Below are 13,893 nucleotides of genomic sequence, written 5' to 3'. Positions count from 1 at the left end.
ACAACCGATTAAGGAATTAGTAGTGCAGATTTTGTTGTTATGTAGTGAATACGAAGGCTTGATTAAAACCGGTGGTTTGGCCGATGCCTGTTATGGCTTAGCCATTAACCTAAAAGCCGCAGGCCATGAAGTCACCGTGATGCTACCTCGCTATGCGCCTTTATATAGCCGTCCGACGGGAGAGTCTGACGCGTTGTTTTTTGAGTTAGGTGGTCAGGAATATGGCTGTGCGGTACGTCAGCTATTATCCCACGATGTCGATATTCGCGTAGTAGAGCACGATGATTTCTTTCAACGTGATCGCCCCTACGATGACGGTAAACATGGTTATGCTGATAATCCGCTACGCTTTGGCTTTTTTTGCAAAGCGGCGTTGGAGTGGGCTAAACATTATTTACCTGAAGTCGATATCATTCATGGTCATGATTGGCAAACTGGGGTTGCCGCAGCTTATTTAAAACAGCATTACGCCCATGATCCGGTATTAGGGGGAATACCCTTTGTTTATACCATCCATAATGGTGCGTATCAGCTCACAACTGATCATTATTGGTTTGGCCGTTTAGGGTTACAGGCTAATGATGATCAATTTTTAAATATGCTTGAACAAGGTATCCGGCATGCCACTAAGCTGAATACCGTTAGCGTAGGTTATCGTGATGAATTAATGACTGAGCCTGCGGCTAATGGCTTGTCGGCACTCTATCAACGCCGTGCCGCTGATTTTTTTGGTATCTTAAACGGTTGTGACTATCAACAGTGGGATCCCGCCACGGATGATGCGCTGATCGCTAACTTCAGTATTAATGATTTAAGCGGTAAAGCGCAATGTAAATCCCATTTACGCCAACGCTTTAATTTAGCCGAGCTCGATGTGCCATTATTCGTTTCGGTAAGCCGTATTACCGGGCAAAAAGGCTTTGATTATTTAATACCAGCCTTACGCCGGTGGTTAGCTAACACCACAGCGCAAGTATTTTTGGTGGGTAGTGGTGACGCTGAGTATTGTAGACAGCTTTATCAGTTACAACATGATTTTAACGCGCAATTTCGTTTCTTCGAAGGTTTTGACGAGCGTTTAGCTCATCAAACGGAAGCCGCCGGTGACTTCTTTTTAATGCCGTCGTTATTTGAACCTTGTGGTTTGAATCAACTTTACAGCTTAAAGTATGGCACCGTGCCTTTAGTGCGGTTAACGGGGGGGTTACGCGATACGGTTCAACCTTGGCCTGGTGCTGCGGCAACCGGCATTGGCTTTACTGAAATCAGTGTTGAAGCCATGCAAACGGCCTTAGAACAAGCGGAAACGCTGTATCAACAACCGAATCAGTACCAGCAAGTACAACACCGTGGCATGCTGCAAAATTTTAGCTGGCCTGCTGCCGTTAACGAATACCAAGCCCTGTATCTGAAGGCAAGAAATGTGCACCTTGCTGAGGATTTATGCAGTTAACAGTTTTATTGAAAAATTGCCGTGAGAAATTCAGCAATATTTGGTAGCCTGAGTTAACGCTTTTGAAAAGGTTAAGTTTATGGATGCATTAACGCTACTGACTACCCGATATTCCTCGCCACGACTGCGCGAACCTGCGCCAGAAGGTGAGGCGCTAAACTTAATTAAGCGTGCCGCTATACAAGTACCGGATCACGGTGCTTTGAGGCCTTGGCGTTTTGTTGTGGCTGAAGGCCGTGACGCGCTAACACGCTTAGGGGATATATTTGCCGAAGCAGCGATTGAAGAAGATCCGTCTATCTCAATTGATATGCAGGAGCGTGCCCGACAGTTACCCATGCGAGCACCCATGGTGATCATTTGTATTGCTAAGATCACTGAGCATGCAAAAGTGCCGTCTGTAGAGCAAGTGCAATCGGTTGCGTGCAGCGTGATGGCGATGCAACAAATGGCGTTTGCGCTAGGTTTTGGTGGTATTTGGCGTACGGGAGCTTACGCACAATATGATTATGTGAAACAAGCTTTTAAACTGGATGCCGATGATGAAATTGTGGGCTTTTTGTATCTAGGCACCCCCAGTGGTCAAGCACCACAAAAGAGTGCTTTAGAGCCAGAGGCTTTTTTTAGCGATTTTTAAGCTTAAACCCTTTTTATTAAACGCTGCCACTGGCCAAAACGCTGAGTGCTAAGTGTGATGCTTTGATCAATAAAACAGTCAGTGGCTTTTGCCATCTGGCTGTTTTTTTAGGTTACGGTTATTTACCTGGAGCATTCTTGTTTTGGTCTCTATGATGTGTTTGCGTTATCGATAATTTTTCACCCCTCCACACTGTGACTTAAAACCAAGCGGGTTAAACCCCGTAAACTATTTTGCTTAAATTTTACCCTGTGACAACTCTGACATCATTACTGCGTTACGTTACAATAGGTACTTTAAAGCATTTAACTATAGCCAACCGCAGGACGACTTCATTTGTATAGCACTGATTTTAACCAAAAACGTAAATTTATTGTCAAATTAGGTAAGATGCTGCACAAGTACGGCACACCTGCATATCGGTTAGAGGCCCATTTAACGGAGCTAACTTCACATCTGGGTATAAAGGGTTCGTTTATTATCTCGCCAACGTCTATGACTTTTGTGCTTTGGACCGATGGTCATGAGCAAGAGTACACCCATGCTTCTCGTGTAAACCCAGGGGATTTAGATTTGGGCGCTTTATCTCGAACCGATGAACTGGTTGATCAGGTGCTCAGTGGCCAAGTTGGCTTAGTTGAAGCCGATTCGTTGCTCGACATTATTGATGCCCGCCCCAGCTCTTACGGTAAGCTGGCTACCGCCATTGCCATGATGGGATCCGGTGGTGCCTTTGCGATGTTAATGGCCACCAGTTGGAATGATGTGCTGTGGTCGTCTTTATTGTCGCTATTGGTTTACTTATTTATGCTATGGGCGGCACACTCGCCACGCATTAACAATATGCTGGAGCCTCTGGTTGCTCTGGCCGCAGCGATCGGTGCTTGTGCAATTAGCAGCTATATCGATCCGGGTATTAATATTCGTCTTACGGTGCTTTCGGCCATTATTTCATTTATTCCCGGCTTGGCGCTGACCATAGGTTTTGCCGAATTAGCTGCACGTCATCTGGTATCGGGTAATGCCCGGATCATGGACGCTTTAATGCTGTTGTTTAAATTATACTTTGGCGCTTTTTTAGGGATGGCGATTGGCTTTAAATTATTTGGTATTGTCGATTTTGTTAAACCCGAACCGATTTCACGGTATTTTGCCTGGTTGGCGGTGGGTATCTTAGTTAGCTCGTTGATTGTGTTATTTAAAAGTCGTGGAAAGTATACGCTGTGGTCTTTGGCTGCGGGCTTTATTGCTTATGGGGTTAGTATTACCGGCGCCAATGCTTTTGATTACACCATGGGGGCTTTTTTAGGCGCTTTCGCTGTTGGTATCTATAGCAACCTGTTTACCCGTTTAGCCAAGGCTCCGGCAGTTATTGTCGCCATGCATGGACTGATTGTGCTAGTACCAGGAAGTAAAACCTATATTGGCTTAAACTCTTTGATTTCTGGGCAAGACTTCGTTGTTTCAGATCGGGTGGGGCAACAAACCTTTTTGATTTTAATGGCGTTGGTCGGCGGGCTTATCTTTGCTAATGTGGCTTTACCGCCGAAGAAAAGCTTGTGATAAAACAGTAAAATGGAAACTTTTGGTAACAACTTAAAAAAAATGCCAGTCAGTTAAGCTGGCTGGCATTTTATAAGCAGAAATTAAAGGTATCATTCGTTGCCGCGTTGCGTATTAAACACATTACGGCTCGTTCGTTTTAATTAAAACTCAGCGTTTCCTGGAGTGCGCGGGAAGGCAATCACATCTCGTACGTTACCAACACCGGTAACATAAGAGACTAAACGCTCAAAACCCAACCCAAAGCCTGAGTGCGGCACGGTGCCATAACGACGTAAATCGCGATACCAGCCATAATCTTCTTTGTTTAAACCCATTTCAGCTAATCGTGCATCAAACTGCTCTAAACGCTCTTCACGTTGGCTACCACCGATAATCTCACCAATACCCGGGGCTAATACGTCCATCGCGGCGACGGTTTTACCATCGGCATTTAAACGCATATAGAAGGCTTTAATGTCTTTCGGGTAGTTTTGCATAATGATGGGTGCACCAATATGCTCTTCGGCAAGGTAACGCTCATGCTCTGATTGTAAATCGACACCCCATTCGACAGGGTATTCAAACTTCTTGCCACAGGTTTTTAAGATCTCAATGGCGTCGGTGTAATCCATCCGCACGAAATGAGAGTTAACCACCTGTTCTAAACGCTCAATGGCTTTAGGATCGATACGCTCAGCAAAGAAGGCCATATCATCAGCACGTTCAGTTAATACGGCTTTTAATACGTATTTCAGTAAGTCTTCAGCCAGTTGGGCAATGTCTTTTAATTCGGCAAACGCCACTTCGGGTTCAATCATCCAAAACTCAGCCAAATGCCGGCTAGTGTTAGAATTTTCAGCACGGAAGGTTGGGCCAAAGGTGTAGATTTTTGACATAGCACAGGCGTAAGTTTCTCCGTTTAATTGGCCGGATACGGTCAGGTAAGTTTCTTTACCAAAGAAATCTTTACTAAAATCAATAGCGCCTTTGTCATCACGCGGCAAGTTCTGTAAATCTAAGGTGCTGACCCGAAACATTTCGCCGGCGCCTTCGGTGTCAGAGCCGGTGATCAACGGCGTGCTGATCCAAAAATAGCCTTGTTCATGGAAAAACCGATGGATAGCTTGTGCTAAACAGTGACGAACGCGAGTTACCGCGCCCATGATATTAGTGCGAGCCCGCAAATGAGCATGCTCGCGCAGATATTCCATACTATGGCGTTTGGGGGCCATCGGGTAGGTGTCTGGATTTTCTACCCAGCCGACGACTTCAACATGATCTGCTTGAATTTCAAACGCTTGGCCTTGACCTTCTGAACGAGCAATAACGCCAGACACAATAACTGAACATGATGTCGTTAAGCGTTTAACTTCCGTTTCATAATTGGTTAATTCTGCGGGCACTACCGCCTGAACGGCATCGAAACAACTGCCGTCGTGCACAGCTAAAAAGGAAATGCCAGCTTTCGAATCGCGGCGGGTTCTGATCCAACCTTTTACAGTTACTTTATCGCCAATCGAATAGTGACCGGCCAAAACGTCTTTTATTACGGCATGCGTCATGCAAACAACTCCCGAAGGTGCAATGGGGCGAGGGCTAAGCCTCTAATGATAAAAACAGCAATGATACTTTGCTAGTGGCTGAAAACAAGCAAAAAGTGGCGCTGTAACCAAAAAGTCTTGTTATCAAAGCGAGTAGGTGTTTTGCGGCCAATCACGACACAGCGATTGAAGGGTTGTTAAGTGAGATGTGGCGGTTGCAGAAAAACAGCGCAAAACAGCTTAACCGCCGTGTTTATTGATAAATGCCGACTAATTGTACTTGCGCTTGTTCCAACGAAGGTAAGGCTAAAAGCTGTTGACCGCTGCTGTCTAAAATCACTGTTTGTCCGACAGCCCAAAGACGGCTGTAACGGCGATCTTTATCCACCACAAAAGCTTGCAAGGTATCGGTTAGACGCAAACGTTTCCCGTCGGCATGCGAGCTGATCAGGGTCAGTTTTGTACCTTTACGCTCTTGTAACTCGCCACTTTGATAACGCGCTTGAAAGGAAAAGCCGGCAATAAACAGCTCGTTACTGCCTGTTTTTAAATTACGGCCGCTAATCAGTACCGGCGTACCCGCCAAACCAAATTGTGTGGCGGTGACGCGCCAAACTGTGCCATCAGAGAGTGTCAGTTGATTGTTATCATAACTGGCGATCTCAGCGACTAAATAGCTCAGCGGATCGCCGGGTAAGGGGCTTTGCTGCTGTTGTGCTAAAGCGCTACCGGCAGCTAAGCCGATAGCGAATAGAAGCCAAGTCAGCGCTGCGGTTCTCAAGGTTGGGTTGCCTGATAAAGCGTTTTAATCCAGCGCGCTTCAGTAATAAAATTCCAATGCCACGCATTAAACTGCTCGCCTAAACCTCGGTCGATCATTTGTTGCTCGGTGAGTCCTTCAGCACGCCAAGCTACAACTTGTGCCATGGTTTGCTCCATCATCTTCAGTTCTTTAGCTAAACCGGCTTTGTTAGTTAAATCACCATGACCAGGGATGACTTGGGTGTTGTCATCAATACGCTGTAGCACATAACGGGTGTTTTCAATGTACTGCTGCACATTGCCGCCATTACCAAAATCGATGTACGGGAAACGACCTTGAAACATTAAATCGCCCATATGTACGATGTTAAACTGTGGGAACCAGACCAGGATATCGCCATCAGTGTGACTGGCAGGCATGGGCTCAAGCATTAATTCAATGTTGCCATGTTTGATGTTTAACACTTTATCAAAGGTCGTTTTAGGTAAGCCCGCTGGGTTGAAGTTACTGTCATTGCGTAGCCGAGTCAGTACATTTACATGCGCAATAATATCGGCATTAGCGGCTAAGGCTGCATTACCACCGACATGATCGCCGTGCATGTGGGTGTTAATCAGGGTTGTGAGCTCACCTGGGCTAAGGGTTTTTAACTTGGCGCGGATTTTATCTGCCAGCTCAACATACTGACTGTCAATTAACAGCACCGAATCGGCAGTGGTCACTGCCGCCATATTGCCACCGGCTCCGGTTAACATGTAAATATCTTTTGCTAGCGTTGCTGAATTAATTTGAACATCAGCAAAACGATCAGCGAAAGCGAATTGGCTGGTAACTAACAAACTAACCGCGGTGACTAGGGTACGCAACTTCATACAACACTCCTACTATAGGGAAGACAAGTTTAGGTTAGTTGTGCTTACGCTAGACTAACGCATCTGGTTCGATGTAGCGTATTTATTTTTGTACAGCCGCATTAAGCGGCTACCGTGAGCATCGCTGCTGTTAATTTACTCAGTTCCTGCGCGCTAATGGTAAAAGGCGGCATCACGTAAATCAAATGGTTAAACGGCCGGATCCAGACGCCTAGCTCGACAAACTGTGCTTGTAACAGCGCAACATCAACCGGCTGATGCATTTCAAATACGCCAATGGCACCTAACACCCGTACCTCTTTTACTTTAGCAAAGTGTTTAGCTGCTGCAAGCTCTGTGTTTAATTGCTGCGCTATGGCCGCAACTTGCTGCTGCCAGTCGTGCTGCGCAATCAGTTTTAAGCTGGCGAGTGCGACCGCACAGGCCAGCGGATTTGCCATAAAGGTGGGGCCATGCATTAAGCCACCCGCGGCACTTTGGCTAATACCCCGTGCTACTTCATCTGTGCACAGTGTCGCGGCCAAGGTTAAATAACCACCGCTGAGAGCTTTGCCTACACACATAATATCGGGTGCGATGTCCGCATGCTCACAAGCAAATAATTTGCCGGTACGGCCAAAGCCCGTGGCAATCTCATCGGCAATCAATAACACCCTATACTGATTACACAGCGCGCGAGCCCGGCGTAAGTACTCCGGATGATAAAAGCGCATACCCCCATAGCCTTGTACAATCGGCTCAAGGATTAATGCGGCAATGTGTTGGTGTTCAGCGGCAAGCAGCGTCTCGAGCGGTGCCATGCACTCTGCAGAAAATGGCTGGTCGAACGGGCACGCGGGTGCCGGCAAAAAGAAGTGTTGTGGTAATAGCTCACTGAACATGCTGTGCATGCTATCGGTAGGATCGCATACCGCCATCGCCGCAAACGTATCACCATGATAGCCCTTACGTAGGCTAATTAACTTGGTTTTCTGTGGCGTGTCACTGGCTTGCCAGTATTGCAGGGCCATTTTTATCGCTACTTCGACGGCAATTGACCCACTATCCGCTAAAAATACCTTGCTTAGGGGCGCGGGTACCATGCTGAGCAATTGCTGACACAACTGCACGGCGGGGGCATGCGTAATGCCGCCAAACATCACATGGGCCATCTTGGCGAGTTGCTCGGTAACGGCGGCATTTAATACGGGATGATTATAACCATGTACCGCCGACCACCATGACGCGGTGCCATCAATTAAGCGACGGCCATCTTCTAAAATGAGTGTACAGCCCTCAGCCGCTGCAACAGGATAAACAGGCAAAGGGTTTAGCATAGACGTGTAGGGATGCCAAATATGTTGCCGATCAAAAGCCAAATCAGTGCTCATAAAATAATCATTAGTAAAGTTTTTGGGGTGGTCAGCGTTGACAAGCTGGCCGCTAGCGCTAGACTAGCCGAAAAAAACCGTGATCACAAATCTCGCAGGGACCTATTATGCAGGCGAATACCGCAGCTCCATCACCACAAGATACCTCCGCTTCTACCGCTCAAGCCGCTGCGCCGGTGCGGCATAATTGGTCACTGGCCGAGGTTAATGCACTGTATGCATTACCCTTTAATGACTTATTATTTCAAGCACAAACTGTGCATCGTGCTCATTTTAAACCAAATGAAGTGCAAATCAGCACGCTGTTATCCATTAAAACAGGAGCTTGCGCCGAAGATTGTAAATATTGCCCACAAAGCGGCCATTACAATACCGGTTTAGAGCGCGAGCGCTTAATCGAAGTAGAAAAAGTGTTACAGCAAGCTCAAGCGGCTAAGCAAAAAGGCGCTAGCCGTTTTTGCATGGGCGCGGCTTGGAGTAACCCTAAGCAACGCGATATGCCTTACATTATTGAAATGGTGCGTGGCGTTAAAGCCATGGGGCTTGAAACCTGTATGACATTGGGTATGTTAGAAGCCGAGCAAGCTCAAACCTTAGCGTCCGCTGGTTTAGATTACTACAACCATAACCTCGATACATCGCCAGAATTTTACGGTGAAATTATTACGACCCGCACTTATCAAGACCGGCTGGATACCTTAACGCATGTGCGTGATGCCGGGATGAAAGTGTGTTGTGGCGGCATTGTCGGTATGGGGGAAACCGCCAATGATCGTTCAGCGCTATTAATGCAACTGGCTAATTTACCTGAGCATCCGCAAAGTGTGCCAATTAATATGTTGGTAAAAGTAAAAGGCACACCGCTGGAAAACGTTGATGATTTAGACGCTTTCGAATTTATTCGCACCATTGCCGTGGCACGTATTATGTTACCGCAAAGTCATGTACGTTTATCGGCGGGGCGCTCGCGGATGAATGAACAGATGCAAGCATTATGTTTCTTTGCAGGTGCCAACTCGATTTTCTATGGCGATAAATTACTAACCACAGAAAACCCAGAAGCGGATGCGGACATGCAGCTATTTGCTAAGTTAGGGATCAACTCAGCACAGCAGCATGATGTTTCAGATGAAGCGCATGAACTCGCTTTAGCGGATGCGATTAAAGAGCAGCAGAACCCACCGTTATATCACGCTGCTGGCTAGGAGTGGCGAATGCACCTGAGTCAGTTAGAGCATGCTTTACAACAACGCCGCAGCGAGGGTTTACTGCGGCAAAGCCAAGTAATAGCCGATTATAAAGGCCGCTATTTAGAAGTCGGTGGTCAATGTTATTTAAACTTTTCTGCCAATGATTATTTAGGCTTAGCGAATTCAAGTAAAGTAAAAGCCAGTTATGCCGCCGGCGCTGAGCGCTATGGTGCGGGCAGTACCGGCTCGCCGTTAGTCACTGGCTATCATCACATTCATCAGCAGCTGTCAGCGCAACTTGCCGCATGGCTCGGTTTTGAGCGTGTGCTGTTATTTAGCTCAGGTTTTGCCGCCAATCAAGCCATGTTACAAAGCTTGGTGGCCAGTAACGATCTCTTGCTGTTAGATAAGTTAAGTCATGCCTCATTAATTGACGCTGCCCTGGCACATAAAGGGCGTTTTCGCCGCTTTGCCCATAATGATTTAAACGCCTTAGCACGCCTGTTACCGGAAACACCTGACGCTGGAAATCACAGTCTTGTGGTCACGGAAGGCGTCTTTAGTATGGATGGTGATAGCCCCGATCTTGTGGCGCTATCTAAGCTCTGTCAGCAACGGCAAGCGGCTCTGCTGCTAGACGATGCACATGGCTTAGGGGTGCTAGGTGAACAAGGCCGCGGCAGTTGGCAGGCACAGGGATTAGCTTCGCAACAGTTGTATTGCTACATGGCTAACTTTGGAAAAGCGCTTGGCGTGGGTGGGGCTTTTTTGGCGGGAAGCAAAACAGTTATCGACTACATTGAACAATTTGCACGACATTATATTTACAGCACGGCTTTGTCACCTGCGTTATGTGCAGCGGTAAGCCAAAGCATTGAGTTGGTACAAACCGAACAATGGCGCCGGGATAAATTACAAGACAATATTCAATTATTCCGCAGCTTAGCGGCAGAGGCCGATTTACCCTGTTTACCCGCGACAGGGGCTATCCAAGCCATTATGCTGGGTAGCAGCGAGCGCGCTGTTGCCCTAAGTCAGCAATTGAAACAATTAGGTATTTGGCTTACCGCCATACGGCAACCGACGGTGCCCGCCGGCAGCGCCAGGTTACGCGTGACGCTTAGCGCGTCACATCAGGCCGAAGATATTCAGTTTTTAATCAAGATGTTAAAGCAGGCGTTAGCATGTTAGCGCAGCCGTTGCAAGTGGCCAGTTGTTTTAGTAAAGCCGCTGGTAGTTATGTCGATGCTGCGCGTTTGCAACGGCAAGTTGCGCAGGCGGCATTGACGCAATTAGTGTCTTTTGGCAAACCGCTGGGGCATTTACTGGACATCGGTTGTGGTCCTGGTTGGTTACACCCAGAGCTATTATCACTGGCTCAAAAAGTCACCGCGGTGGATTTAAGTAGCGGGATGTTAGCCCAGGCGCAAGCTCAGCAATTACCCATCCATTATTTGCAAGCTGATGCCGCGGCGTTGCCACTGCCAACGGCCAGTGTTGATCAGGTATTTTCGAGCCTGATGTTGCAATGGTGTCCTGCGCCGCAACAGGTGTTTGCTGAAATAGCCCGGGTACTTCGCCCTGGCGGGCAATTTGTGATCACCACCTTGATCGAGGGTACCCTGACTGAAATGGCACAAGCCTTTGCCGCCGTTGATGAGCAGCCGCATATCCATGCCTTTTTAAGCCTAGCCGATTTACAGCACGCCATCTCGGGCGTGGCGTTAGCCTGCTCAATACAAACGACCTGCTATCAGTTACCTTACGCTGATATTTTTGCTCTAGCCAAAGAATTAAAAGCCTTGGGGGCGAATCATCTGGCTAATCGAGCACAGCGCGGTCTCACAGGTAAAGGTTATTGGCAGCGGGTCAGTGCCGCTTATCCACAGTCTGCTGTCGGTATCCCCTTAATTGCCAGTTATTATGTGGTACAAATTAGCGGGACTAAACCGCTTTAAGTGTATTCAACACCCCGGTTATTTTCGTTTTAGGAACACAGGCTATGAGCGCAAACAGCTTTTTTGTTACAGGCACCGATACCGATGCGGGGAAAACCTTTGTCAGTACGTTATTACTGCAAGGTTTTCAATCACTTGGTATAAGTGCTGTTGGCGCGAAACCGATAGCGGCTGGCGCAGAAATCAATGAAGCCGGGCAACTTGTGAACAGTGACGCGTTACTGTTACAGCGGCATTCCGGTATCGCGTTACCTTATTCACAGCTTAATCCATTGTGTTTTGCCAAAGCATGCGCACCGCATTTTGCTGCGGCAGAGCTGCAACAACCGTTATCAGAAGCGGTATTATCCGCACAGCGACAACAGTTAGAGCAAAGCGGTGCCGAAATTGTGTTAATCGAAGGCGCGGGTGGCTGGTTATTACCGATCAGTGCTGATCGCTACCTGGCCGATTGGGTGCAAGCAGAAAACCTGCCGGTATTGCTGGTGGTAGGCGTAAAACTGGGCTGTTTAAATCATGCTGTACTGACCGCACGTGAGTTAACCCGCAGTGGTTGTCAGGTTATAGGTTGGGTAGCCAATATACTGCAGCCAGAGATGTTATTTCTTGCACAAAACATGGCTGATCTTACGGCACGATTACCTTGGCCGTTACTCGCTACGGTGCAATTTCAGCCCTCAGTGAGCGAGCAACAAGCCGTGGCACGCACGCTGGCGCACGCTACGGCTAAGCAATTGATACCAACTTAACTTGCGTTGTTTAATAAGGGGCGACTTAACGTGGCCGCAAACTGTGCCGTTAATTCAGTGTTCTCGGCAATCGCTTGTTTTGTTCCCGCCAAAAACCAATAGCCTCCGGCTTGACCTAATTGCACAATTTGATTGTCTGTGATCTTAAGTGCAGTGCCCTCGGGTAAGCCGATGATTGGCACACTGGGGTTTAACTGCATAAATTCAGCGAGACGCATATCACGCGTTTCACCATGAAAATCAGCGGTTACCACATCGGTATAATGCGGGTTTAATTGCGCATTTAAAAAATGCAAAGTGGCAAAAGACGGGGGTTCGACAATCGGCATGTCATTAGTGGTGCGGATAGTTTCACCTGCGATATTGGCGCCAGCACTCCAGCCAATATAGGGCATACCATTGGTTACGCGTTGCCGAATGGCGTTAATAAGATCGTTTTTATACAAGAGGTTAACTAGCTGGAAGGTATTACCACCGCCGATTAAAATGGCTTCGGCATTAAGAACCGCAGCTTTAGCATCGGCTTGTTGATGTAGTGCATCGACGCGGATATTCAAGCTCGCTAAGGCGGCTTTCACGTTAAGATAATATTGTTCGTGACTGATGGTCACGCCGGCATAAGGAATAAACAGTACCGAGGATACTTTACTCAAATGGGTTTTGATCCAGGCTAAGTAGGGTGTCAAATATTCGCTGTTATTGGCACGTGAGCTACTGAGTAATAACAAGTTCATAAACTAGTCCGAAAGGTCATTTTTGCAAATGTTACCTGAAAAAGTGAAATATTTCTGTGACTTTGTTAAACCTTAAATTGATTTTGTGGTCTTTGCCCATATATTACTAAACAGTGATCATTATGAGGTAAAAAAGCATGAAAAGAGTATTGTTGTTCTTAGCAACAAACTTAGCCGTTATTCTGGTGCTAAGTATTGTGCTCAATGTGGTATTCAGTGCGTTGGGTATTGATCCTAGCAGTATTGGTGGTTTATTGGTGTTTGCAGCCATTTTTGGTTTTGGTGGCTCCTTTATCTCACTATTAATGTCGAAATGGATGGCGAAACGTTCTACCGGTGCGGTAGTGATTACGCAACCACGAAATGCCACTGAACATTGGTTAGTTAACACGGTAGCAAAACAAGCCAAAGCGGCCGGCATTGGTATGCCAGAAGTGGCCATTTATGACTCGCCAGAGATGAATGCCTTTGCCACAGGGGCAAATCGTAATAATGCCTTGGTTGCGGTTTCAACCGGCTTGATGCGCAGTATGAGCGAAGATGAAGTTGAAGCGGTACTGGCACATGAAGTGTCGCATATCGCGAACGGTGACATGGTCACCTTAACCTTGATCCAAGGTGTGGTGAATACCTTTGTTATTTTCTTAGCACGCTTAATTGCTGGGGTGATCCGCAATAACAATCAGCAAATGGGTACCTTTGCTTATTACGGTATCGTGATTGTGTTAGAAATGGTGTTTGGCATCTTGGCTAGCATTATCGTGATGTGGTTCTCGCGTCAACGCGAATACCGTGCGGATGCCGGAGCGGCTCGGATTTCGGGTCCGAACAAAATGATTAAAGCGCTGCAGCGTTTACAGAATAATCATGAAAGTCAGCTTGAGGGCAGTTTAATGGCCTTTGGGATCTCAGGTAAGAAAGCTAAATCAGAATTGTTTTTAAGCCATCCGCCTTTAGAGAAACGGATTGCGGCACTGCGTAACAGCCGCGAATTTTAAGCTTAACTAGCCCTACGATTGTAGGGCTTTTTTTTTCTGTTTAGCTTGTTATGCTAAAGCCTATTTTATTGCTAAGGAGCTGT

At 47.1% G+C, this 13,893-nt stretch carries 13 protein-coding genes; 8 read left to right on the top strand and 5 right to left on the bottom strand.

Annotated elements, in window-relative coordinates; all coding sequences use genetic code 11:
* The first annotated feature begins 22 nt into the window (after positions 1 to 22).
* The 3 genes from ORJ01_RS14885 to ORJ01_RS14875 all read left to right on the top strand — a co-directional run bounded on the left by ORJ01_RS14885 (position 23) and on the right by ORJ01_RS14875 (position 3,653).
* Positions 23 to 1,453: a glycogen synthase gene (locus tag ORJ01_RS14885; protein WP_306178704.1), complete on the top strand. Its 1,431-nt coding sequence runs from the start codon at positions 23 to 25 to the stop codon at positions 1,451 to 1,453.
* A 79-nt stretch (positions 1,454 to 1,532) separates the two neighbouring features.
* Positions 1,533 to 2,090, top strand: coding sequence for an NAD(P)H nitroreductase (locus ORJ01_RS14880; protein ID WP_306178703.1), 558 nt, complete (start codon positions 1,533 to 1,535; stop codon positions 2,088 to 2,090).
* A gap of 336 nt (positions 2,091 to 2,426) precedes the next feature.
* On the top strand, positions 2,427 to 3,653 hold the full coding sequence (locus tag ORJ01_RS14875) for a threonine/serine exporter ThrE family protein (protein ID WP_306178702.1): 1,227 nt from the start codon (positions 2,427 to 2,429) through the stop codon (positions 3,651 to 3,653).
* Positions 3,654 to 3,796: 143 nt separating this feature from the next.
* Here the strand turns inward: ORJ01_RS14875 and asnS are convergent, their stop codons facing one another.
* The 4 genes from asnS to bioA all read right to left on the bottom strand — a co-directional run bounded on the left by asnS (position 3,797) and on the right by bioA (position 8,181).
* Entirely contained in the window at positions 3,797 to 5,197 is a 1,401-nt protein-coding gene (gene asnS / locus ORJ01_RS14870; RefSeq protein ID WP_226751633.1) for an asparagine--tRNA ligase, read from the bottom strand.
* A gap of 232 nt (positions 5,198 to 5,429) precedes the next feature.
* Entirely contained in the window at positions 5,430 to 5,957 is a 528-nt protein-coding gene (locus tag ORJ01_RS14865) for a hypothetical protein (protein WP_306178699.1), read from the bottom strand.
* Positions 5,954 to 6,811: an MBL fold metallo-hydrolase gene (locus ORJ01_RS14860; RefSeq protein WP_226751631.1), complete on the bottom strand. Its 858-nt coding sequence runs from the start codon at positions 6,809 to 6,811 to the stop codon at positions 5,954 to 5,956. Before ORJ01_RS14860 ends, ORJ01_RS14865 begins: the two co-directional genes overlap by 4 nt.
* 101 nt (positions 6,812 to 6,912) lie before the next feature.
* The gene (gene bioA / locus ORJ01_RS14855; protein ID WP_306178698.1) at positions 6,913 to 8,181 is read right to left on the bottom strand and encodes an adenosylmethionine--8-amino-7-oxononanoate transaminase; all 1,269 of its coding nucleotides are present in this window, start codon (positions 8,179 to 8,181) and stop codon (positions 6,913 to 6,915) included.
* Positions 8,182 to 8,288: 107 nt separating this feature from the next.
* Here bioA and bioB point away from each other — a divergent pair, with 107 nt between their 5' ends.
* From bioB to bioD, 4 genes are read left to right on the top strand one after another with little or no spacing between them, the layout of a single operon-like run.
* Complete coding sequence (gene bioB, locus ORJ01_RS14850; RefSeq protein ID WP_306178697.1) at positions 8,289 to 9,386, top strand: biotin synthase BioB; 1,098 nt, start codon at positions 8,289 to 8,291, stop codon at positions 9,384 to 9,386.
* Positions 9,387 to 9,395: 9 nt separating this feature from the next.
* Complete coding sequence (locus ORJ01_RS14845) at positions 9,396 to 10,562, top strand: 8-amino-7-oxononanoate synthase (RefSeq protein ID WP_306178696.1); 1,167 nt, start codon at positions 9,396 to 9,398, stop codon at positions 10,560 to 10,562.
* Positions 10,556 to 11,329: a methyltransferase domain-containing protein gene (locus tag ORJ01_RS14840; protein ID WP_306178695.1), complete on the top strand. Its 774-nt coding sequence runs from the start codon at positions 10,556 to 10,558 to the stop codon at positions 11,327 to 11,329. The genes ORJ01_RS14845 and ORJ01_RS14840 overlap by 7 nt, the downstream gene beginning before the upstream one ends.
* 44 nt (positions 11,330 to 11,373) lie before the next feature.
* On the top strand, positions 11,374 to 12,078 hold the full coding sequence (gene bioD, locus ORJ01_RS14835) for a dethiobiotin synthase (protein WP_306178694.1): 705 nt from the start codon (positions 11,374 to 11,376) through the stop codon (positions 12,076 to 12,078).
* On the opposite strand, the gene pepE is transcribed toward bioD, so the two are convergent.
* A complete protein-coding gene (gene pepE, locus ORJ01_RS14830; protein ID WP_226751625.1) occupies positions 12,075 to 12,812 on the bottom strand; it encodes a dipeptidase PepE in 738 nt (245 codons plus the stop codon). The two genes, bioD and pepE, sit on opposite strands and share 4 nt — an antisense overlap.
* 137 nt (positions 12,813 to 12,949) lie before the next feature.
* Here pepE and htpX point away from each other — a divergent pair, with 137 nt between their 5' ends.
* On the top strand, positions 12,950 to 13,810 hold the full coding sequence (gene htpX, locus ORJ01_RS14825) for a protease HtpX (RefSeq protein WP_226751624.1): 861 nt from the start codon (positions 12,950 to 12,952) through the stop codon (positions 13,808 to 13,810).
* The last annotated feature ends 83 nt before the right edge of the window (positions 13,811 to 13,893 follow it).

Origin of the sequence: Alishewanella sp. SMS8, assembly GCF_030737935.1 — a bacterium.
GTDB classification, from domain to species: Bacteria; Pseudomonadota; Gammaproteobacteria; order Enterobacterales; family Alteromonadaceae; genus Alishewanella; species Alishewanella maricola.
Note: the sequence above shows the minus strand (reverse complement) of the source record. Positions and strands in the feature narration are given on the sequence as shown.